22 protein-coding genes and 1 riboswitch are annotated in these 23,268 nt (G+C 29.0%); of the genes, 3 read left to right on the top strand and 19 right to left on the bottom strand.

Annotated elements, in window-relative coordinates:
* Positions 1–415 precede the first annotated feature (415 nt).
* A complete protein-coding gene (locus NGI68_RS07055) occupies positions 416–1,624 on the top strand; it encodes a dicarboxylate/amino acid:cation symporter (RefSeq protein ID WP_251860773.1) in 1,209 nt (402 codons plus the stop codon).
* Positions 1,625–1,869: 245 nt separating this feature from the next.
* Entirely contained in the window at positions 1,870–2,349 is a 480-nt protein-coding gene (locus NGI68_RS07050) for a spore coat protein (RefSeq protein WP_251860772.1), read from the top strand.
* Positions 2,350–2,449: 100 nt separating this feature from the next.
* On the opposite strand, the gene glmS is transcribed toward NGI68_RS07050, so the two are convergent.
* From glmS to cdaA, 14 genes are all read right to left on the bottom strand, one after another.
* Positions 2,450–4,276, bottom strand: a complete 1,827-nt coding sequence (gene glmS / locus NGI68_RS07045) for a glutamine--fructose-6-phosphate transaminase (isomerizing) (RefSeq protein WP_251860771.1) — start codon at positions 4,274–4,276, stop codon at positions 2,450–2,452.
* A 598-nt stretch (positions 4,277–4,874) separates the two neighbouring features.
* A complete protein-coding gene (locus NGI68_RS07040; protein ID WP_251860770.1) occupies positions 4,875–5,522 on the bottom strand; it encodes an HAD family hydrolase in 648 nt (215 codons plus the stop codon).
* Positions 5,523–5,672: 150 nt separating this feature from the next.
* Positions 5,673–7,022 (bottom strand): phosphoglucosamine mutase, encoded by a 1,350-nt coding sequence (gene glmM / locus NGI68_RS07035; RefSeq protein WP_251860769.1) that lies wholly within the window; start codon positions 7,020–7,022, stop codon positions 5,673–5,675.
* Positions 7,023–7,155: 133 nt separating this feature from the next.
* Complete coding sequence (locus NGI68_RS07030) at positions 7,156–7,686, bottom strand: 2-oxoacid:ferredoxin oxidoreductase subunit gamma family protein (RefSeq protein WP_251860768.1); 531 nt, start codon at positions 7,684–7,686, stop codon at positions 7,156–7,158.
* Position 7,687: 1 nt separating this feature from the next.
* Positions 7,688–8,437 (bottom strand): thiamine pyrophosphate-dependent enzyme, encoded by a 750-nt coding sequence (locus NGI68_RS07025; protein ID WP_251860767.1) that lies wholly within the window; start codon positions 8,435–8,437, stop codon positions 7,688–7,690.
* Positions 8,437–9,507: a 3-methyl-2-oxobutanoate dehydrogenase subunit VorB gene (locus NGI68_RS07020; protein WP_251860766.1), complete on the bottom strand. Its 1,071-nt coding sequence runs from the start codon at positions 9,505–9,507 to the stop codon at positions 8,437–8,439. Before NGI68_RS07020 ends, NGI68_RS07025 begins: the two co-directional genes overlap by 1 nt.
* Before the next feature lie 15 nt (positions 9,508–9,522).
* The gene (locus tag NGI68_RS07015) at positions 9,523–9,732 is read right to left on the bottom strand and encodes a 4Fe-4S binding protein (RefSeq protein WP_251860765.1); all 210 of its coding nucleotides are present in this window, start codon (positions 9,730–9,732) and stop codon (positions 9,523–9,525) included.
* Positions 9,733–9,853: 121 nt separating this feature from the next.
* A complete protein-coding gene (locus NGI68_RS07010) occupies positions 9,854–10,516 on the bottom strand; it encodes a P-loop NTPase (protein WP_251860764.1) in 663 nt (220 codons plus the stop codon).
* 265 nt (positions 10,517–10,781) lie between these two features.
* Positions 10,782–11,852 (bottom strand): butyrate kinase, encoded by a 1,071-nt coding sequence (gene buk, locus NGI68_RS07005; protein ID WP_251860763.1) that lies wholly within the window; start codon positions 11,850–11,852, stop codon positions 10,782–10,784.
* Between the two features lie 29 nt (positions 11,853–11,881).
* The gene (gene ptb / locus NGI68_RS07000; RefSeq protein ID WP_251860762.1) at positions 11,882–12,793 is read right to left on the bottom strand and encodes a phosphate butyryltransferase; all 912 of its coding nucleotides are present in this window, start codon (positions 12,791–12,793) and stop codon (positions 11,882–11,884) included.
* Entirely contained in the window at positions 12,786–13,880 is a 1,095-nt protein-coding gene (gene buk, locus NGI68_RS06995) for a butyrate kinase (RefSeq protein ID WP_251860761.1), read from the bottom strand. The genes ptb and buk (NGI68_RS06995) overlap by 8 nt, the downstream gene beginning before the upstream one ends.
* Positions 13,881–13,961: 81 nt before the next feature.
* Positions 13,962–15,560, bottom strand: coding sequence for an NAD(P)/FAD-dependent oxidoreductase (locus tag NGI68_RS06990; RefSeq protein ID WP_251860760.1), 1,599 nt, complete (start codon positions 15,558–15,560; stop codon positions 13,962–13,964).
* 1 nt (position 15,561) lies between these two features.
* The gene (locus tag NGI68_RS06985) at positions 15,562–16,842 is read right to left on the bottom strand and encodes a CdaR family protein (protein ID WP_251860759.1); all 1,281 of its coding nucleotides are present in this window, start codon (positions 16,840–16,842) and stop codon (positions 15,562–15,564) included.
* The gene (cdaA, locus tag NGI68_RS06980; RefSeq protein WP_251860758.1) at positions 16,812–17,660 is read right to left on the bottom strand and encodes a diadenylate cyclase CdaA; all 849 of its coding nucleotides are present in this window, start codon (positions 17,658–17,660) and stop codon (positions 16,812–16,814) included. Before cdaA ends, NGI68_RS06985 begins: the two co-directional genes overlap by 31 nt.
* Before the next feature lie 126 nt (positions 17,661–17,786).
* Positions 17,787–17,918, top strand: a riboswitch (cyclic di-AMP (ydaO/yuaA leader).
* Here cdaA and NGI68_RS06975 point away from each other — a divergent pair.
* Positions 17,917–18,450, top strand: coding sequence for a cell wall hydrolase (locus NGI68_RS06975; RefSeq protein WP_251860757.1), 534 nt, complete (start codon positions 17,917–17,919; stop codon positions 18,448–18,450). (Overlaps the previous riboswitch by 2 nt.)
* An 84-nt stretch (positions 18,451–18,534) precedes the next feature.
* Here NGI68_RS06975 and NGI68_RS06970 read toward each other — a convergent pair whose 3' ends face one another.
* The 5 genes from NGI68_RS06970 to NGI68_RS06950 all read right to left on the bottom strand — a co-directional run bounded on the left by NGI68_RS06970 (position 18,535) and on the right by NGI68_RS06950 (position 23,169).
* A complete protein-coding gene (locus NGI68_RS06970) occupies positions 18,535–19,416 on the bottom strand; it encodes an NAD(P)/FAD-dependent oxidoreductase (protein ID WP_251860756.1) in 882 nt (293 codons plus the stop codon).
* 62 nt (positions 19,417–19,478) lie between these two features.
* Positions 19,479–19,796: a thioredoxin gene (trxA, locus tag NGI68_RS06965; RefSeq protein ID WP_251860755.1), complete on the bottom strand. Its 318-nt coding sequence runs from the start codon at positions 19,794–19,796 to the stop codon at positions 19,479–19,481.
* A 109-nt stretch (positions 19,797–19,905) separates the two neighbouring features.
* Positions 19,906–21,081, bottom strand: coding sequence for a beta-aspartyl-peptidase (iadA, locus tag NGI68_RS06960; RefSeq protein WP_251860754.1), 1,176 nt, complete (start codon positions 21,079–21,081; stop codon positions 19,906–19,908).
* A gap of 82 nt (positions 21,082–21,163) precedes the next feature.
* Positions 21,164–22,402, bottom strand: coding sequence for a tetratricopeptide repeat protein (locus NGI68_RS06955; RefSeq protein WP_251860753.1), 1,239 nt, complete (start codon positions 22,400–22,402; stop codon positions 21,164–21,166).
* Positions 22,403–22,428: 26 nt separating this feature from the next.
* Positions 22,429–23,169 carry a DUF4652 domain-containing protein gene (locus NGI68_RS06950; protein ID WP_251860752.1) on the bottom strand — a complete coding sequence of 247 codons (741 nt, stop codon included), beginning with the start codon at positions 23,167–23,169 and terminating at the stop codon, positions 22,429–22,431.
* Positions 23,170–23,268: the final 99 nt, after the last annotated feature.

Here is a 23,268-nt window from a genome sequence, read left to right as displayed (position 1 = left end):
ACATTTTTTTAATTGCAACTTATTTTGTAGATATATATTCCATTTTATTATCTATTTCAACCTTAACTATTCATTAATTTACATATAATAATATAAATGTTTAAAATATTAAAAATATTTCACTTGTTTCAATTGAAATATGCCTTTATATATGGTATACTTTTCCTAAAAATGGAACAGTAATAACATTATTTGATATTTATATACATATTGTTTTAAAACATTATTTTTATTAAAAAAATACATTTTTAATATTTATTAACATCATATATATTTTAAAAATTAATTACATATTATTATATAAACCATACTATTTAATAATTATATTAATTTTAATATTATATTAGTTATATTATTTAAAAATCTTATAATTTAATATTAATCACTTCAATGTGTAAAAAGGGGGATAATATCCATGAAAAAATTAGGGTTAATACCCAAAATCATCATCGCTATTATTTTAGGTATTCTAATAGGTAGTTTTACACCAGTTCCTGTTATACGCATATTTAGAACTTTTAGTTCTATATTTGGAGAATTCTTAGGATTTCTTATACCTTTAATAATCCTAGGATTTATTGTTGCGGGTATAGCTGAACTTGGACACGGAGCTGGAAAATTGTTAGGCATTACTGTTGGTCTAGCTTATTTATTTACATTAGTATCTGGTTTTTCTGCTTTATTCGTTGGTAGAACATTGTTACCATCTATTATAACTAGTAGTACCCACTTAGAAAAAGCAAGAAAAGCCTTAGATCCTTTCTTTGAAGTTAAGATTCCACCTATGATGGATGTTATGACTGCTCTTATATTTGCATTCATATTAGGACTTGGTATTGCAAAAATACAAAATAAAACTTTAAAGGATGTAGCTATAGGATTTCAAGAAATAATCACAAAAACTATTGAAAATGTTGTTATACCACTACTTCCACTTCACATACTAGGTATATTCGCAAATTTAGCTTACACTGGTGAAGTGTCAACTGTTTTAAAGGTATTCTGGAAAGTATTTATAATTATACTTGCTTTACATTGGATTATGCTAATTTTGCAATTCTCTGTAGGAGGATCTATTGCTGGTAAAAATCCTTTTAAATCATTAAAAATACAACTTAAGGGCTATCTTACCGCTTTAGGAACTCAATCTTCTGCTGCAACTATTCCTGTTAATGTTCAATGTTCAGAACAAATAGGAGTTACTAAAGGTATCAGAGATTTTGTTATTCCTCTATGTGCAACTGTACATTTATCAGGAAGTACTATTACTTTAACTATATGTGCTTTAGCTGTTATGATGTTAAATGGGATGCCTATAAGTATACCTCAAATGGCTGGTTTTATCGCTATGTTGGGTATAACTATGGTAGCAGCCCCTGGTGTTCCTGGTGGTGCAGTAATGGCAGCTCTTGGCATACTTAAATCTATATTAGGCTTTAATGAAGCTTTACTTGGATTAATGATTGCTTTATATATTGCTCAAGATAGTTTTGGTACTGCTTGCAACGTTTCTGGAGACCAAGCTGTAGCAATGATTGTGGATGCTATACAAAAGAAACTTAATAAAAAGAATTCAAAACAAGTTGAAGCAAATAATACTGTTCAGCCAAATCATGAAGGTTAATTAAATAGTTCATATAACATAGGTGAGTAAAAGTAATACTTCTACTCACCTATTTTGATTTTTAACATAATTGTGCTTTGTCAACATTTATTTTTTATACTTTTATATGGATATAAATCTTTATTTAAAAACTAATATATCTTTAGTTCTGAATTGTTAAATACACTAGGATAATAAAATTATTTTCTTAAAATATGAATAATTTGCTCCCTATAAATAAATGATAAATATAGGAGGTGCTTATTATGACAAATTTAACTCAAAAAGAAAAATATCTTTTAGAAGATCAAAAAAGCCACGAGGAATTATGTATTAAGAAATATACAAATTATGCAAATCAATCAAAAGACCCTGAGTTGAAACAATTATTTCTAAATAATGCACAACAAGAACAACAACATTTAGATAGCGTAACTCAAATTTTAAATGGTCAAGTTCCAAATGTTAATCAACAACAAGGTGGTCAACAATCAAATAACCAACAACAAAATTCACAAATGAAATCTAATGAAGGAACTGGTTTATACAATAAAAATGATGCTGATTTATGTACTGACCTTTTAGCCACAGAAAAATATGTTTCATCAACTTATGACACAGCTATATTTGAATTTAGAGATGCTAATATTAGAAATGTTCTAAATCATATTCAAAAAGAAGAACAAGAACACGGTGAATCTATATTTAAATATATGGAAAGTAAAGGTATGTATAACCCTCAATAATTTAATATACTTATATGAGTAATGGGCTGTGGCACTAAAAAATTAGTGCCGTAGCCCATTTAAAAAAAATATTTTATATTTGAACAAGTTTTTCCTCTTTTTATTCAACTGTAACAGATTTAGCTAAATTTCTTGGCTTATCCACATCACGGCCTTTTAATACTGCCACATAATATGCTAATAATTGATGAGGAACTACAGCAATGATTGTTTGTAATATATCCTCTGTTCTTGGTATATAAATTACTCTATCTGCTACTTGTTCTACTTCTTTGTTTCCTTCTTGAGTTATAGCAATAACATGTGCTCCTCTTGATTTAACTTCTTTTATATTAGAAACACTTTTCTCAAATAATTCTGTTTGAGTCATTGTAGCTACAACTGGTGTTTCTTCTTCAATAAGAGCTATAGTACCATGTTTTAATTCACCTGCAGCAAAAGCTTCTGCATGCATATAAGATATTTCTTTTATTTTTAAAGAACCTTCTAATGAAAGGTTATAGTCTAAACCTCTTCCTATATAAAATGCATGTTCTTTATCTTTTATCTCATTTGCTATTTCTTTTATTTCATCATGTTGATCAAGTATTTTTTGTACTTTTTCAGGTATAAGTTTTAATTCATTGATTATATTATTATAATACTCTTCAGTGATTGTTCCTCTCTTAAGTCCCATATCTAGTGCTATCATATACAATGCTACAAGTTGAGTTGTATATGCTTTAGTTGATGCAACTGCTACTTCAGGACCTGCCCAAGTATAGAATACATCATCTGATTCTCTCGCTATAGAAGAACCTACAACATTAGTAATAGCTAAAACTCTAGCTCCTTTTTCTTTTCCTTCTCTTACAACTGCTAAAGTATCTGCTGTTTCCCCTGATTGACTTACAACAATAATTAATGTTTTATGGTCTATAAATGGATTTCTATATCTAAATTCTGAAGCCACATCTGTTTCTACAGCTATTTTTGCAAATCTTTCAATAGCATACCTTCCTGTTATTCCAGCATTATATGCAGTTCCACAAGCAACGATATAAACTTTATTTATATCATCTAAATCTTCTTTTGTTAATTTTATATCATCTAATTTAATCTTACCATTTTCATCTAATCTTCTAACTAAAGTTTCTTTTATACCTGTTGGTTGTTCATTTATTTCTTTTATCATGAAGTGATCATATCCACCTTTAGATGCTGCTTCTACATCCCACATTACATGACAAGGTTCTTTTGATACTTGTTCTTCTTTTTCATTATAAATTGTTATTTTGTTTTTTTCTAAAGTAACTACTTCTCCATTATCTAAGAAATATACATCTCTAGTATATTTTAAAATAGCTGGTACGTCAGAAGCAATAAAATTCTCATTTTCTCCAATTCCTACTATTAATGGGCTGTCTTTTCTTACAGCTACTAATTTTTCTGGTTCATCCTTACAAACTACTCCTAGTGCGTAAGCTCCTCTAAATTTTTTTATAGCTTTAAATACTGCTTGTAATATATCTCCTTTATAATAATGATCAACTAAATGAGCTATTACTTCAGTATCTGTATCTGATTTAAATTCTACACCTTTAGAAATTAACCATTCTTTTATTTCCATATAATTTTCAATTATACCATTATGAACTACAGCGATTGTCTCGTCCATATTTAAATGTGGATGTGAATTTACATCAGATGGCACTCCATGAGTAGCCCATCTTGTGTGTCCTATTCCTATAGTTCCATCCATAGGCTTAGTTTCTAAATGATCACTTAATACTTTTAATCTACCTTTGTATTTTTGACATTCTATTTCTTTTCCGTCATTAACAGCAATTCCAGCAGAGTCATATCCTCTATACTCCAATTTTGACAATCCCTCTACAATTACATCCGTTGCCTTTCTAAATCCTACGTATCCTACGATTCCGCACATAAAAAAATCCTCCTTAGACTATATAAATAATTTAAGAAGAAAGTCCTCACTAAAGCTTTTTTGTAATTAGAATTACTTCTAACTTTTATTATAGCTTCTAGGGCTGTGAGATCCCATAGGATATCCGCCGAAATTTCGATACTCCTATATCCTCGTCAACTTAAGTGACACTCCAAATTTTTAATTTGGTATTAGTGGAACTTACTCAGATACTAATCTGAGTTTCCTATATACACTCCAAATTTTTAATTTGGCTTAGTGGAACTTACTCAGATGCTAATGTAAATTTCCCCATATATACTCCAAATTTTAAATTTAGATTGTCAAACTTATTTATATTGAACTAAACTATATGTTGTATTCAATACTCAATTTAGTCAATAAAACTACTTAGATATGAATCTAAGTTTTCTATTTACTCTAAATTTTGAATTTTATACCCATCAATTAATTCATATATTACATAAGTTTATTACTTAAGTTCTGGCGCTTTTATAACCTTTTAACTTTCTTCCTAATACATTATAGCATTTTAATTTTCGTTTGTTAACTTAATTTTTTATGAATATTATATCTGTCTATATTTCATTAATGTTTATTATTTTATTAAACTTCTTATTATATCTTTAACTCCTTTTAAGTCTTTTTCAAATGATATTATTTCTTTTGTGTTCTTATCTTCCCATATACTATTTATTGCAATAACATTACATCCTGCAGCTATGGCTGATTTTATCCCATTTATAGAATCCTCCATAATAATTGTCTCTTTGCTCAAAGAATTTAATCTTCTCATAACCTCCAAATAAGGCCAAGGATCTGGCTTTGATTTTTCCATTTCATCTCCTGGTAAAATAAATTGAAAATAATCTAGTATTCCTAATTTTTTTAGTAGAAGTTCTGCTATTTTTCTGTTACTACCTGTTGCTACTGCACATTTTATATTTGAATTCTTTATATACTCCAATAATTCAAATAAACCATTTATAGGTTCTGCTTTTTCTAAAGCAATGTTCATATATATTTCATTTCTTTTTTCTAATAAATCTTCTTCATTTTCCTTTAACTGGTATTCATTTATAGTTCTTTTTATTACTTCAGCCATGCTACGACCCATACAAGCTTTATGAAACTCTTCAGTATAATCTTTATTATACATTTTTAATAAGATTTTACTGCTTTCAAAGGATAATGGTTCTGTATCTATCATTACCCCATCCATATCAAAAATTATTGTATTTATCATAATTTATATCTCCTAAATATATATTTTTTTCATTTAATATATTATACTAATTATTCTTAATTTTTTCTATTATAATAAATTTTAAAACATAATAAAAAATATAAAAATAGTTTATAATCAAAGTTAATTATAAACTATTTTTATATTTTATTATTTTACTTTATCTTCTATTAGTTTAGCTAAATTATGTGCTAATTTATCTATTTCTTCTTGATTTTCTCCTTCAAGCATTACTCTTACTAAAGGTTCTGTACCTGAAGGTCTTATAAGTACTCTTCCGCATCCATCTAAATCTTTTGTTATTTTATCTATTTTAGATTTTATTTCTTCATCTTTTAAATAAATATCTTTTTTATCATTTGGAACTACAGCATTAACTAAAACCTGTGGTAATTCTTTCATTATAGAACATAATTCTGAGAAAGTTTTTCCGCTTTCTTTTACAATATGAGCTACTTGTAGAGCAGTTACAAGACCATCCCCTGTAGTATTAAAATCTGAGAATATAATATGTCCTGATTGCTCTCCCCCTATTACATAATCATTTTTAAGCATTTCTTCTAAAACATATCTGTCTCCCACTTTAGTTTTTACAGTATTTATTTTTTCCCTTTTCATTGCTATATCTAACCCTAAATTACTCATTACAGTAACTACTACAGTGTTTTTGTTTAACTTGCCTTGTTTTTTTAGTTCCTTACCACATATAGCTAATATGAAGTCTCCATTTACTAGATTACCTTTTTCATCTATTGCTAGACATCTATCTGCGTCTCCATCAAAAGCTAATCCTAAGTGGCAATTATTTTTAACTACATATTCCATAAGATCTTCTGGATGTGTTGATCCACATTTTTTGTTTATATTTATGCCATCAGGTTTATTGTTTATAACATGAACTTCTGCTCCTAGTTCTTTAAAAGCTTCTACAGATGTTATATATGATGCTCCGTTAGCACAATCTAAGGCTACTTTTAATCCTTTTAAATCTCCTTTTATAGTTGATTTAGCAAAATCTATGTAATCTCTTATAGCTTCTCCCTCTTCTTCAATTTTTCTTCCTATATTTTCTCCAACTAAAATTGGAACATCTTTGAAATTACTTTCTATCAAAGCTTGTATATTATCCTCTAATTGATCTGATAATTTATATCCATTTTTATTAAAAAATTTTATACCGTTGTATTCTACTGGATTATGTGATGCGGAAATAACAACTCCTGCATCTGCATTATATTTTCTTGTTAAATATGCAATAGCTGGTGTGGGTATTACACCTACACAAATGGCTTCTGCTCCTACAGATAATATACCTGCAACTAAAGCACTCTCTAGCATATCCCCTGATATTCTTGTATCCATACCTACAAGTATTTGGGGCCTATGTGCCCCTTCAGTTAATATAAAAGCTCCTGCTTTTCCTAATTTATATGCTAAGTCAGTTGTTAGTTCTTTATTGGCTATTCCTCTGACTCCATCCGTTCCGAATATTCGTCCCATGTAATTCATCACTCCTATTTTTTAAATACACATAGATATTATATTATAGTTTACTACTTCTAACAATAGGAAACATAAGTGAAAATATAAAAAGCCAGTGAAGAAAGCATCTTCACTGGCAATATTTTATCTATTATTTTACGTATTTTTCTCCAGCTTTAAGAGCTGCTTTATTTGATTCAAAGAACGCTTCTTTACCATGATCTTTTAATGATGCTGTTATTTCGTCCATAGTAACTATTCCTGTTTCTTTTACAAGAGCTCCTAAAAGAACCATGTTAGCTATTTTTTTGCTACCTATTTTGTCTCCTTCAGATTGAGCTGGTATAGCTATAACTTTCACGTCATCTCTCTTTGGCATTCTGTCAACTAAGTCAGAATCTAATATAATTAATCCACCTGATGCTACTTTGTCTTCAAATTTATCTAGAGAAGGTCTATTCATTACAACTATTGTATCTGGTTTAGTTACTATTGGTGATCCAACTGGTGTATCAGATAGAACTACAGAACAGTTAGCTGTACCTCCTCTCATTTCTGGACCATAAGATGGCAACCATGAAACTTCCATGTTTGAGTCCATTCCTGCATAAGCTAAAAATTTACCCATTGATAATATACCTTGGCCACCAAAGCCTGCAAATATAATTTGTTGTGCTGCCATATTATTTCACCTCCTCAGTTGTATCCTTCTTAACACCAAGAGGATAGTATGGAATCATGTTTTCTCTTAACCAAGTCATAGATTCTTGAGGAGATAACCCCCAGTTAGTTGGGCATATTGATAATACTTCAACTAAAGAGAATCCTTTTTTATCTATTTGATTTTGGAAAGCTTTCTTTATAGCTTTTTTAGCTTTTAATATGTTTGGAACTGTATCTACAGATACTCTTTCTACATAGCAAGCTCCTGTTAAAGTAGCTATCATTTCTGATACTCTTATTGGGAATCCTGCATAGCTTGTGTCTCTTCCATAAGGTGTTGTTTCTGTTACTTGATTTGGTAATGTAGTAGGTGCCATTTGTCCACCTGTCATTCCATATATACAGTTATTTACAAATATTGTTGTAACATTTTCCCCTCTAGTTGCAATGTGAACTATTTCTGCTGTACCTATAGCAGCTAAGTCTCCATCACCTTGATAAGTAAATACCACTGCATCTGGGTTTGCTCTTTTTATACCTGTAGCAACTGCTGGAGCTCTACCATGAGCAGCTTCAAACATATCACAAGTAAAATAATTATATGCTAAAACTGAACATCCAACTGGAGCAACACCGATTGTTTTATCTAATACTCCAAGTTCGTCAATTACTTCTCCAACTAATTTATGAATTACACCATGAGTACATCCTGGACAATAATGTGTAGGAACGTCCAATAGTGCTTTAGGTGGTTGATATACTATAGCCATTATTTAACACCTCCTACTATAGATTTAACTTTTTCTAGGATATCTGATGGATCTGGAACCATTCCACCAGATCTTCCATAGAAATCTACTGGTTTTCTTCCGTTAGATGCTAACTTAACATCATAAACCATTTGACCACAACTCATTTCTACAGATAAATATCCATGTTTAGTAAGATCTACAGTTTTCTCGAAGGCTTCAAATGGGAAAGGCCATATTGTTATAGGTCTTATTAAGCCTAGTGTTAAACCTTGTTCTCTTGCAATTTCAACAACATTTTTACATATTCTTGAAGTTGTGCCATATGCAACTAATATTAAATCACATTCTTGGTCACAATTATATAACTCATATTTAACTTCATTTTCTTTGATTTGAGCATATTTATCTTGTAAATGCATATTATGCTTTTCTAATATTTCTGGTTGTAAATATAAGGAGTTTATTATATTATGTTTCTCTCTCCCATGTAAGCCATTAGCAGCCCAATCTTTTGGTGGAAGTTTTTTAGATGATCTTTCTTTAAATTCAACAGGTTCCATCATTTGTCCAAGCATTCCATCACCCATAATCATACATGGTGTTCTGTATATGTCAGCTAGATCGAACGCATTTTGAATTAAATCAACCATTTCTTGTATAGAAGCTGGTGCAAATACTGGCATGTTGAAATCACCATGTCCACTTGCTTTTGTTGCTTGGAAATAGTCTGACTGTGCAGGTTGGATACTTCCTAGACCTGGACCTCCCCTAACAATGTTTATTATGACACATGGCAACTCTGCTGCCGCTATATATGAAAGTCCTTCTGATTTTAAACTTATTCCTGGTGAGCTTGAAGAAGTCATACATCTTATTCCTGTTCCTGCTGCACCATATACCATATTTACAGCTGATATTTCACTTTCAGCTTGAACGAATGTCTTTCCTATTTTAGGCATTTTCTTTGACATATAGGCTGCTACTTCTGTTTGTGGAGTAATTGGATATCCAAAGAAACATTCACATCCTGCTTGAATAGCAGCTTCTCCTATAGCCTCGTTACCTTTCATTAAAACTTTTTCACCCATCATAACCCCTCCTTTTTACTTTTCTACTGTTATTACACAATCTGGGCATATTCTTGCACATGAAGCACAAGCTATACAATCATCTTTCTTCTCATCAACTATTGTAGCTGGATTATATCCTTTTACATTTAGCTTGTCTGAAAAGCTAATTATTTTTTTAGGGCACACTTGAATGCAGTGACCACAGCCCTTACATCTTTCTTCCCTAAATATTACTTTTGGCATTACAACCCCTCCTTAAGTTTTAATAATAACAATGCCTTGTAAGTCTATATTCTGTTTAAATTTATTGATAAATTTTTATTTATTGACAAATTACAATATTTCGACAATTTTGAGTGTAAAATTACCTCCAAGGTGGTTTCATGTATATATCTATCGTCAATATTTCTGCATGAACTTTTCCCTTTATATCATCTACAAATTCTTTTCTACACACAATATATTTATAAGGAAGACCTGTTTTTTTAGAAAGCTCTAAAACTATGTCATCTCCTTTTAATATATGATTCACTGAAGTTTCATATGAAAGATTTGTATTAGATATAAGATACTTAACCTTCAATCTTGATGAAATTTCTATTGCATTTATATAATCCTCTGTTTCTTTTTCATTAGATGTAAGGGGCCTATTGTTGTTAATAACAAAATACATGTCATAGTCTTCTTCATTAAAATATTTGTTGTATTGACCAAGTACTGTTGCTCCTTGATCATCACCACCTATATCCATAACTACCTCATAGCTTTTGTCATTGAACACGGACATAACTTCTCCGGGCACCACCATTAACTCTGCATTCATAAGTTTAGGATCGGAAGCTATTAATCTTATACCTAACTTGTCGAACTCTTCCTTTAAACTTCTTGAGCAGAAATATGGATTTACAATATCAATATCTACTAAAGCTACTTTTTTACCTTCCTTTGCTAACTTCATAGCATAATTTACAGCAATTTCTGTTTTCCCACTACCAAAATGTCCTGTGAAAACATTTATTCTACTCATTATCATCACTCCAAAAGAAAGTACTTCCACAGATTGAAACCCTTTTCATAATATGGAAAATTTTTTTTTCATGCTCTATGAAATAACTCCTTTAATTTTCATCTATGAACAAATTATAGATGAATTTGCAATTTCATTATATCATAAAAATACTTGCAGTTGTAAAGTATTTTGTCGTTTTTTTAATTGTTATAATTTTATCATAAAAAATTTGCTTTATTTTTCTATTTGTCCTATTTATATCTATATTTAATAACCATTGATATTATTTGTATTCCTTGGCTTCTTCTTCTCCTTTTAATACTCTTAGAGCTCCTTGAGTTAATGCTAATAATTCATCCTCACCTGGGAATCTAACTATTGGTGCTATAAATGATACTCTTTCCTTTATACCTTCACATATAGCTTTACTATATGCTATTCCACCTGTTAATAATATAGCATCCACTTTTCCACATAAAACTGCCGCATTTTGCCCTATATCTTTGGCAACTTGGAATATAAACGCATCTACAATTAATTTAGCATCTTTATTACCTTTTTCAGCATTTTCCTCTACTTCTCTAAAATCATTTGTATTTAAATATGCTACTACTCCTCCTTTTCCACTTATTTTCTTTTTCATTTCTTCATAAGTGTACTTACCGCTGTAGCATAATTTAACTAGGTCTCCTATTGGAACTCCTCCTGATCTTTCTGGTGAGAATGCCCCTTCACCATCTAAAGCATTGTTTACATCTACTACCTTTCCTTTTTCATGAGTTCCTACAGAAACTCCTCCACCCATATGAACTACTATTAAGTTAAGATGTTCATAATTTTTATTATTTTCTTTTGCATATCTTTTAGCAACTGCTTTTTGATTTAATGCATGAAATATACTTTTCCTTTTTATTTCAGGCATACCTGATATTCTTGCTATATCATTCATTTCGTCAACAACTACAGGGTCCACTATAAATGAAGGTACGTTAAGACCTCTTGCTATTTCATTTGCTATTATTCCACCAAGATTAGATGCATGCTGACCTTGAACTCCTATTTTTAAATCTTCAATCATAGCATCATTTACTCCATAGGTTCCCCCTTCAATTGGCTTTAAAAGCCCACCTCTACCTACAATAGCATCTAATTCATTTACATCAAAATTCTTTTCTTTCAGAACATTTAATATAACTTCTTTTCTAAATTCAAATTGATCAAATATAGTTTTATAACTCTCAATTTCTTTTGAAGGGTGTCTTAATGTTTCTTCTAATATTTGGTTTTCATCATCATACACCCCTATTTTTGTTGATGTTGATCCAGGATTTATTATTAATAATTTGTAACCCATATTGACGTCCTCCCTAATTTAAAATATATTTATTTCTTTAGTTGACTAGCAACTAATGCTGCTAAGGCAATGGCATTTAATTTTGATTCATGGCTATCACTTCTTGAAGTTAATACAACTGGTGCTGATGTTCCTACTAATAATCCACCATTTTTGCAATCTGCTGCATATGTTAATGACTTGTACATTACATTTCCTGCTTCTATGTTAGGCATTAAGAAAATGTTAGCATTACCTGCCACTGGGCTCTTTATTCCTTTATGTGCCGCAGCTTCTTCTGATATAGCATTATCTAACGCTAATGGTCCATCAATTATGCATCCTTTTATTTGTCCTCTATCACTCATTTTAGAAAGTGCTGCAGCATCTAATGTAGCAGGCATTTTAGGATTAACTACCTCAACTGCACAAATAGGTGCAACTTTTGGATTTTCAATACCTATTGCATGAGCAACTGTAACTGCATTTTTAACAATCTGAACTTTTTCTTGTAATTCAGGATACATATTAAAAGCTGAATCTGTAATCATTACTATTTTCTCTAGCTTCTTAACTTCAAAAACTCCAATATGAGACATTAAAGTCCCTGTTCTTAATCCTATTTCTTTATTTAACACAGCTCTTAAGAAACTTGCTGTATCTATTAGTCCCTTCATAACCATATCTGCTTCACCTGTTGAAACTACTTCAACAGCTTTTAATGCAGCTTTTTTGTCATCGTTTACATGTATTACCTTATAATCCATTAAATTCATTCCAATTTCTTTTGCTATTTCCTGTATCTTAGATAAGTTTCCTACAAGTATTCCATTAACAAGACCTTGATCTTTGGCATCCTTTACAGCTTCTAATACGTGTTTATCTTGAGCAACTGCTACAGATATAGTTCTTTTTTCTTGTTCCTTTGCCCTTTGTAATATTTCATCAAAACTTTTAATCATTGAAACACACCTCTTCCTCGTAAATTTTAGCACTCTCTTCTTTGTTTAAAATTCTTAATGCACCTTGAGCTAAAGCTAACATTTCTTCTTCTCCAGCCACTAATTCAATTGGAGATATGAATTGAACTCTTTCTTTTATCCAGGTAGTTAATCTTTTATTATAAGCTAACCCTCCTGTAAGAATTATAGCATCTATATCACCTTTTAATACTGTTGCCATAGCACCTATTTCTTTCGAGATTTGATACGCCATACTTTCAAAAATAATCTTAGCTTTTTCATTACCTTCCTCAATCATTCTATCTACCACTCTTCCATCATTTGTATCTAAGTATGCTATTAGTCCACCTTTGCCTATAATTTTTTTCTTCATTTCCTTATAACTATATCTATTACTATAAGCTATTTTTATCAAATCTCCTACAGGTAGACTGCCTGTCCTTTCAGGAGAAAATGGACCTTCTTCATTAGCATTATTCACATCCAATATGTTGCCATTTTTAATTGGACATACTGATATACCCCCACCTAAGTGAGCTACTACAAATGAACTGTCATAAAATTTTTTATTGAGTTTTTTACATACTTTTCTTGTTACAGCTTTTATATTTAAAGCATGAACTAAAGATCTTCTTTTTATTTCAGGTATACCTGATATTCTTGCTTCATCTAATATTTCATCTACTGCAACTGGATCCACTGTAAAAGAAGGTATATTTAATTTTTCTGAGATATCATAGGCTATAACTGGTCCAAGATTAGAAGCATGCTGACCTTGATAACCTATTTTTAAATCCTCTAACATTTTTTGTGTTACTTTATAAGTACCACCTGGCATAGGGCGTAGCAGACCACCTCTACCAACTATAGAGGTTAGTCTATTTAAATCTACGCCCTTTTCTTTTAGCCATTTCATTATTAGTTTCTCTCTCATATTCTTTTGTTCATATATTGTATCATATTTATTTATCTCATCTAGTGAATGAAATAAGTTGTCTATAATTATAGGATCTTCTTTATTAAATAAAGCAATTTTGGTAGACGTAGATCCTGGATTAATTACTAATATAAGATCATTATACCTCATTTTAAATCTCCCATATTTATATTATTCTTTACTTTATATTTTAACAAAATTAAGATACAACGCAACGTTTTTTCAAAAATTTTATTCTATTGGCCTATATATTTTTATTATATTTTCTGCAACTTTTACTCCATCAACTGCTGCTGAAATTATGCCTCCTGCGTATCCAGCCCCTTCTCCTGCTGGGTATAAACCTTTTAATGATATGCTTTCTAAATTTTCATTTCTACTCACCGTTACAGGAGCTGAAGTTCTAGTTTCTATTCCCGTTAAAACAGCACCATTACTAGCAAATCCTTTTATTTTATTATCAAAACTTATAAAACCTTCTTTTAAAGAATCTACTACATAATCTGGTAAACATTGTGATAAATTTTTAAACTCATATCCCGGTTTATAAGATGGTTGCACTTCTCCTAGTGATAAAGAAACCTTATCTTTCAAAAAATCCTCTACTAATTGGACCGGAGCATTATAATTTTCTCCCCCTAATTTATAAGCTAATCTTTCGTAGTATCTTTGGAATTCCATTCCCTTTAAAGGCGTATTCCCTTGAAAATCTTCAGGTTTTATAGACACTACTATAGCTGAATTTGAATTTTTCTCATCTCTTGAATAATAGCTCATACCATTTGTAACTAATAGTCCTTCTTCAGAAGCGGCAGCTACTACCTCTCCACCGGGACACATACAAAAACTATACACTGATCTATTGCTATTTTTAGTTCTATAGGTCAATCTATAATCTGCAGCCTTAAGTCTAGGATGTCCTGCATATTTTCCATATTGATTTTCATCTATCATTTCCTTTAAATGCTCTACTCTAACTCCTATTGCAAAAGGTTTGCTTTCCATAAAAATATTATTTCTATAAAGCATCTGGTAGGTATCTCTGGAACTATGGCCTATGGCTAATATTAGATTGGTACATGGAATTTCTTCTTTATTTACTATTATAGCACTTACATTTCCATTTTTAATTTTTATATCTTCTAATTTGCTATTGAATCTGATTTCTCCTCCAAGAGAAATTATAGTATTCCTTATATTCTTAACCACATTTTTTAATATATCTGTCCCAATATGAGGTTTTCCAGAATATATTATTTCATTTGGTGCTCCAGCTTTAATCATCTCTTCTAAAATAAAAGAACATCTTTTATCCTTTATTCTAGTTGTCAACTTTCCATCTGAAAAAGTACCTGCACCACCTTCACCAAATTGTACATTGGACTCTGTGTTTAAAACCCCTGAGTCCCAAAATTTTTCTACGGTTTTACTCCTTTGTTCTACTGATTCTCCTCTTTCTATAATTATAGGTTTATATCCATTTTTAGCCAGCATAAGACCAGCAAACATACCTGCTGGCCCCATACCTACTATTATAGGTCTTTCTTTCATATCTTTAGTTCCCAATTGTATTTTTTCTTCATATTCATCATCTTGAACAATTATATTTTTGTCTCTTATATTTTTAACTAGTCTTTTCTCATTTTCACAAAATACCTCAACGGAGTAGTTAAATTTTATAGAATTTCTTCTAGCATCTATAGATTCTCTTAATATTCTAAGATCCTTTATATGCTTTGGAGATATATTCAATTTTTTACAAGCCTTATTTTTTAATAAGTCTAAATCTTCATCTATTTCTAAAGCTAAATTATTAATTCTTAATGACATGCTATTCCTCCTGCTTTTGTTTTACTGTTACTTTCACGCTATCTATATTAGCACTGTAATCTACTTTATTGTCTCCCATATCTACCATAACTTTTACTGTATTTTCTCCTACTTTAACATTTTTTAAATCTACAGAACAATTTATATTATTTTCATTAATTTTATCTATGATATCCTTGTTACCTTTTATATTTATAGTTATATTAGATTGAGCCAATACAGCTTCTTTATCATTAGGTAAATTTAACATATTAATATTTTTTGTTATTTTTTTCTCAATAGGTTTTTCTTCTTTATTTTGTTCTTTTTCTTTATTTTGGGGTTCTTCTTTTTTTCCTTCTACCACTTTAAACTTAATTTTAACCTTTATACTGTCATTGCTATTTACCAATATTACTCCTTTGGGTAATATTAATTTACTCTCTATATCTTCCTGTCCTACCTTTATAGAACTTACATTGATAGTTTCTGTATCTATACTCTTTATATTTTGTACTATCTGTTCCTCACCAGAAATTTCAACTTCATTTTGTAATGGTGTTATAGATTCTATATTTTTATTATTTGATATGTCCTCACTAAGTCTCATGTTTATTGGTACCTTTTTAATTCTTTTTAAATGTATTTCAATATACACTTTATCAGGTTGTACTAAAACCTCATTGATTATATTCCCATCATAGCTTCTAGCTTGGAGAGATATATTGGTTTTTATCTCTGAAGACTTGCCTTCTATGTTACATGTTCCTACTACTTCTTTTACATTCTTAATATAGGTTTCTGTTCCATAAATTGTAGCTGTTTCCTTTGCTAAAATTGGATTTAAAGCTGCATAGCCTTCTTTGGGAGTACCTGTGACTTTTATATTAATTGGTACTGTTCTAGATTGTACTTTATCTAAAACAATTTTAGTCCATAAATTTTCTTCATTGATTATATTAATATTATTGGGCTTTTTCTTTATTTTAACAGGTATTTTATTTTCGCCTTTTTTTAGCCCAAAAGAGCTTAAATCTGCTTCTAATTTAAAATCATCTGGTTTTACAGAATAAATATCTTTTACATTTCCTTTAATTATTAATGTTACAGTGTTGATTTCTTTTGGCACTAGAGCTAAATCAAGATCATTCATACTTCCTTTATTAACTATATTTACTGGTACAGTTATCTTTTGCTCTTTTATTGGATTCTCTATATTAAAAATATATAACCATAAAGATAAGGAAGCTATTATACAACAAATTTTCACTATTATATTTTCTGTTTTACTTTTTTTGCCCATTCTACCACCTGCCCCCTAAAAGTACTATCTTCACTAAATCCTTTTTTTATTATTTTTATCATAATATCCTTTAATTTCTCTTTATCATATCCTCTTGTTAATTGACCATTAACAGCCAAAGAAATCATACCAGTTTCTTCAGATACAACTATAGTTATAGCATCCGAATTTTCTGATATACCTATGGCAGCTCTGTGTCTTGTTCCTAATTTTTTATTTATATCTGTATTTTGTGTTAAGGGCAAAAAACATCCTGCAGATACTATTCTATCATTTCTTATAATTGTAGCCCCATCATGTAATGGGGTATTTACAACAAATATATTTTCTAATAGCGCTGATGATACCATAGCATCTAATTTAGTTCCTGTATTTATTATTTCTCCTAATCCAGTAAATTGTTCAATAACTATTAAAGCACCAGTTTTACTTTTTGAAAGATTATCCACTGATACTACAATGTTATCTATAACTTTACTCATTACCTCTTCATCTTGCAATAAGTGTTTCTCTGTAAATGCACTTCTTCCTATATGCTCAAGAGCCCTTCGTATTTCTGGTTGGAAAATTATAACGAAGGATAGAACCCCTATAGTAAGTGTTTTGGTTAATATCCAACTTAACATAGTTAAATTTAAAAAACCACTTATTGGTATTAATATTATTATAAGTATTATACCTTTTAATAATTGTTCTGCTCTAGTTTCCTTTATTAACATATAACTTTTATAAAAAATATAAGATACTACTAATATATCTAATATAGAATATATACTAATATTTTTTATAGAATTAACTATCATATCCAAAAATTCCAATTAAAAGTCACCCCTTAGAATAAGTATATATCTCAATTATACACTATTTAATTGTTTTTATATCACACTTGAAACAAATTTATAATTTTTTTATATTTTTAAGTATTAAAATAATTTTTATGGTTACACTAGTATTAGCCTAAGTTTACAAAAACACGGGGAAACCATACTTTGGGGTGAATCGTAAAATTAAATTACGTAGGTTATACCTTTTCCGAACCCGTCAGCTAACCTCGTAGGCAAAAGGAGTGAGCAAATGAAAAAGTATTTTTTATTTAATGTAATTATAGTTTTAACTATAATTATTTTTAGTTCATCTTGGAATAAGTCCATATCAGCTTTTTCTTATATGGATGATCCAAATATTAATAATTCTGAAGATGTTCAAGTTATAAAACATATAAATAAAAATATATATCTTACAAAAGACGACATATATTTAATGGCTCAAGTGGTTCAAGCTGAAAGTGAATCAGAACCTTTTGAAGGTAAAGTAGCCGTAGCTTCTGTGATTTTAAATAGAACTGTATCACCTGGCTTTCCTAAAAGTATAGATAGCGTAATTAAGCAAAAAAACGCTTTTTCTTGTTTAAATAAAAATGGATCAATATCTAGAATACCAGATGAATCAAGTTTTCGAGCAGTGGAAGAAGCTTTAAAAGGAAAAGATCCTACAAATAGCTCTCTTTATTTTTATAACCCTAAAATATCTACATGTAACTGGATGATTAATGTATCTAAAAATGATAGAAAGACAATAGGCAATCATGTGTTTTTTAAAACAAATTAAATATATTTCATAAAATAATAGGATTTAGTATATACATGAAATTTCAATTATGTACTAAATCCTATTATTATACTATTTATAAATTTATTTACTATTTGGGGTTTGTAACTTAATATTGTCTAAATAAGAAACTGCATTCAATGCTGCAACTTGACCTTCTCCTGAAGATTTTATATATTGATATGGTTTTCCAGTACAATCTCCTGCAGCAAAACATCCTGATATATTAGTTTGCATTTTTCTATCAACCTTTATATGCTCATCTTCCATTTCTAATCCTGGAACTAGTTGTGAAGGAGATACACTATCTTTTAAAACAAAAATACCATCTGCTTCTAATTGTGAATTTTTAAGCAATAATTTTTCTACATGCTCATCTCCTAATATTTCTACAGGTTTATCATTAACAACTTGAATTTTATGGTTTAAGGAATAATCTCCTCTATACATAGGTATGTAATAAAGTTTTGAAACTAATTCACTTACAAAATTAGCTTCTTCTTCCGCTTCCTTATTGTAACCTATTATAGCCACTGTTTTATTTTTATAAAGTGGTGCATCACAAGTAGCACAGTATCCTACCCCTTTACCTAAAAGCTCTTCTTCACCTTTTAATGCTTTACCATATTCAACTCCAGTAGCTAATATAACTGTTTTAGACTCATACATTTTTTCATTAACCATTAAAGCAAAATACTCTCCCATGGCATAAACGTTATTTATTCTTTCATAAGTTATTTCTATTCCCATATTATTTATATGATCTATGAATTTATCTTTCAATTGGCTACCAGAAATATCATGAAATCCAAGGTAATTATTTATTTTGGGAGCCTTTACCAATTTTGAACTTAGATCCCTATTCCCAAATATTATTATATCTTTATTTCTTATCTTGGCATTTATAGCTGCTTCTAGTCCTGCTGGGCCACTTCCTATTATAGCTATATCATATCTTTTCCCCATAAACTTTCCTCCTAAAAAATCTAAAATTGAGAATAACATTAAGTTATTCTCAATTTTTTATATTAAATGTATTTTTCTAGTGTTGATTTTATAGATTCTTTTGGTCTAAATCCAACTAATGTTTCAACAGCTTCACCTGCTTTAAATACCATAAGTGTTGGTATACTAGCTATTTTATATTGTGTTGATATAACAGGATTATCATCTACATTAACTTTAACAAATTTTGCTTTGCCAAGTAATTCTTCAGATATTTCTTCTACTACAGGAGCAAGCATTTTACAAGGTCCGCACCATGTTGCCCAAAAATCTACTACTACAGGAACATCAGAATTTAATACTTCTGCACCGAATGCGCTTTCATTTATTTCTTTAGCCATAATTAATCACCCTCCGATATACCCTTGCAGGGTATGTGTTTATTTATATTCTAATATATGAAACTATATTAGTCAACAGTTTTAAAAACTTATTATAATAATTTATTATTTATCCTTCAAATGTGCCTTTTTTCAATATTTTACCTTCTTTAAGTAATTGTTTTCCTTTACAAAATACATCTAATACATCTAAATTTTGTTTGTCTAATATCACTATATCTGCATCTCTATCTTTTTCTATATACCCTTTGTTTTTTAATTTTAAATAATCAGCTATATTTGATGTAACCACTTTCAAAGCATCTTCAATTTCTATTTTTTCTTTTATAACACAATCCTTAAATTCCCTATACAACGAATTAACTGATCCTATACCTAATCCTATATACTGTCTTTTTTCATTAAATATAGGTAAACTTCCCTGTCCATCAGAAGAAAAATGAATTTTTTCTATATCTAATCCACTATCTAATATCCTTTTAAGTCCTGTACTAGCTTTTATTTCTCCTTCTTCTAAAAAATTAGGATCAGAACTTGTAGTTAAATCAATAACTCCACCTTTTTTTATATATTCAATTCCTTGATTAAACAAATATTCATTTCTTCCCATATGAGTAGGTATAATTTGAGATGGTGGTATTTCTGTATCTTCTATTGCTTTAAGTATATAATCTATTCCTCTTTTACCACTACCAATATGAACATGAATAATTCCGGCTTTATTAGCTAACAGACCTCCAACTCTTCCTTCTGCACAAATTTTTATAAAGTCCTCATAACTAGGCTGAGAAGATCTATGATCTGACAAAGCTATTTCTCCTATGCCTATTACTTTATCTATTAGCATAATATCTGACTTTGAACAACCTGTAATGTTATTAACAGGTATGCTATATGATCCTGTATATATATATGTGGTTATTCCTTCTTCCTCTAAACCATTAGCTTTAGCTAGCAGAGATTCCATACTTCTACATATACCATCTGTTCCCATACAACCTACCACAGTAGTTATACCAGAACTTATTATATTTGATAATTGTATTTCAGGTGTTCTAGTACTAAATCCACCTTCTCCCCCTCCACCGATTAAATGTACATGAGAATCTATAAATCCTGGTACAACTATATTTTCTTTAGCATCTATAACTTTTATATCACCAAAATCCTTTGGTATCTTTAAATCATTATATATTCCTTCTATCTTATTGGAAGTTATTAAAACATCCTTTTTTCCTAAAAATTTTGGGGAATATACATATCCATTTTTTATAATTATAATCATTTTTTGCTCTCTCCTGTAAAATAACAATAATATTAAACTACTAATATTATTGTTTTACATTCTAAATAAAATATTCTAAATATTATTGTTTGTTTAAAATTCTATTTATATTAGAGTTATTGTACATAGATTCAGGATATGTTTCTGATAATTTTTCAGCATAATTTCTAGATTTATTATCATCTATCTTTTCATTTAATATAGCTAACTTATATAACGCTAAATCTCCATAATCGCTATTAGTAAACTTATTAGCATATATTTCATAATATTTTAAACATTCACTTATATTATTTAGCCCTTCATAATTTGTAGCTAATAAATATATTATATGTGGATACAAATAATTAATATTACCAAAACTATATGCTTTTAAAAGAAATTCATTACTTTCCTTGTACTTTTTATTATTGGCATTTTCCATAGCTGTATTATAAAAATACTCTATTCCTTCTTCTTTCAAAAATTTCTCTGCCTTTATCAGCACACTTTTACTGTTAACATCTAAATTTTTATCTTTATAGTTTGAATATATGTTATATAATTCTACAAAATTTTTCTTATCTATAAAATTATTTAATTCTTGTACATTCATTTTTTCTTCCTTTTTTATATTTGGTTTTTTTACTGGTTCTTTCTTAGGTGTGCTTGTCTTATTTGTGTGATTTTTAGATGATATTTTATTATTGTTTATTTTATGAACCTCTTTTATATTATTGCTCCTAATAAATAAATATACAGAAACAGAGGATATAATAGCGATAATCAACACTGCTACTAATATTTTTTTACCTATGTTATTTTTTATTAATCCATTTTTACATAGTTGTTTTTTTATTTTTAAACATAACTTATTATTTTTATCTCTAGCTAATACCTTTTCATAATATTGTAGAGCATTATTATATTTGCCCAATTTTATATAACACATAGCTAAGTTATTACAAACATTTATACTATTAAAATCTGTTTTTTCGCACTGTTTTAATAAATCTATGGCACCTTCTATATCATTGTTTTTAATTAACGATATAGAATTGGCATATTTTTTTAAAAATTGCTCATCGTACTGGATATCTTGTAAATATTTTTGTGATACTGTATTCTTATTTGTGTTACAATTTATTTTCCATAAATTTTTGCAGCTTATTAAATCGCCTTTTAAATAATATAATAATCCCTTTAAATTTATAGCTGAACCATTTTTTAAGTCCATTGATATACTTTTTTCACACAAATCTAGAGCTTTATCTATTTTCCCATCATTGAAACTATTTAAAGCCTGAGTATATATTTTTCTAGATTTAGCTTCCTTATTCATTTGACATTCCTCACTTAGTATAGTTCTTATTTAGTAAATTCTTTTACCTCATCATTTGATATTGTCATTTTTTCTGTATGTGATTTAATAAAATTATCGTCTTCATATACATTTAATTTCAATATTAAACTTGTTCTATCTGAATTATCTTTCACCTTTTCAAAGGACATAACTTCATGCTTATCATCCTTTGCTTCATATACTGGAATAATAGTATTATTTTCTACATTTATGCAATATAAATTTCCACCTTTAGACACTGTGCCATATCCATGACCTATAACAACTAATAAATTTTTATTATCTATCCATTCTGAAAACTTAGGACTTTTTTGATCTTTTATTTCATTAGCTTTTAATTCCCATATTTTATTAGTATTGTTCTCTTTCAAATAAATTTCACCTATTCCTTCTTCTTCTCCTGAATCCCCTTTTCCTTCTACAACAACTGAGTATTTTTTTTGTTCACTTTCTTTCCATTTACCATTTATTTTTTCTTGTAATTTTTTATCTACTATTTCTTTCTTTTCTATGTTAGCAAAATTATATTTTTTAAACTGTTCTTTTTTAGGTTTATTATCTTCTTTTTTGTTTTCTATGTCTACTTTTTTTTCTTTATCTTCCTTTTGACTATTATTAGATTCTACCTTCTTTTCTTCCTGTTTATTATTTTCAACTGAAGGTTTATTGGTCTTAGAACATCCCACTGATAAACTAAATATAATTAACACAAATAATATTAAACCTATTTTCTTATTTTTTACCATATTATTCCCTCCCAAGAAAAAAATATATATATACATAATTATATCTAAAAATATCAATTGTGTAAAAAAACTTCATGTTAACTTAATGTTAACATGAAG

This window comes from Clostridium sp. Marseille-Q2269, from assembly GCF_943736985.1.
Lineage (GTDB): Bacteria > Bacillota > Clostridia > Clostridiales > Clostridiaceae > Clostridium_F.
This window is presented reverse-complemented; position numbering and strand designations above follow the sequence as displayed.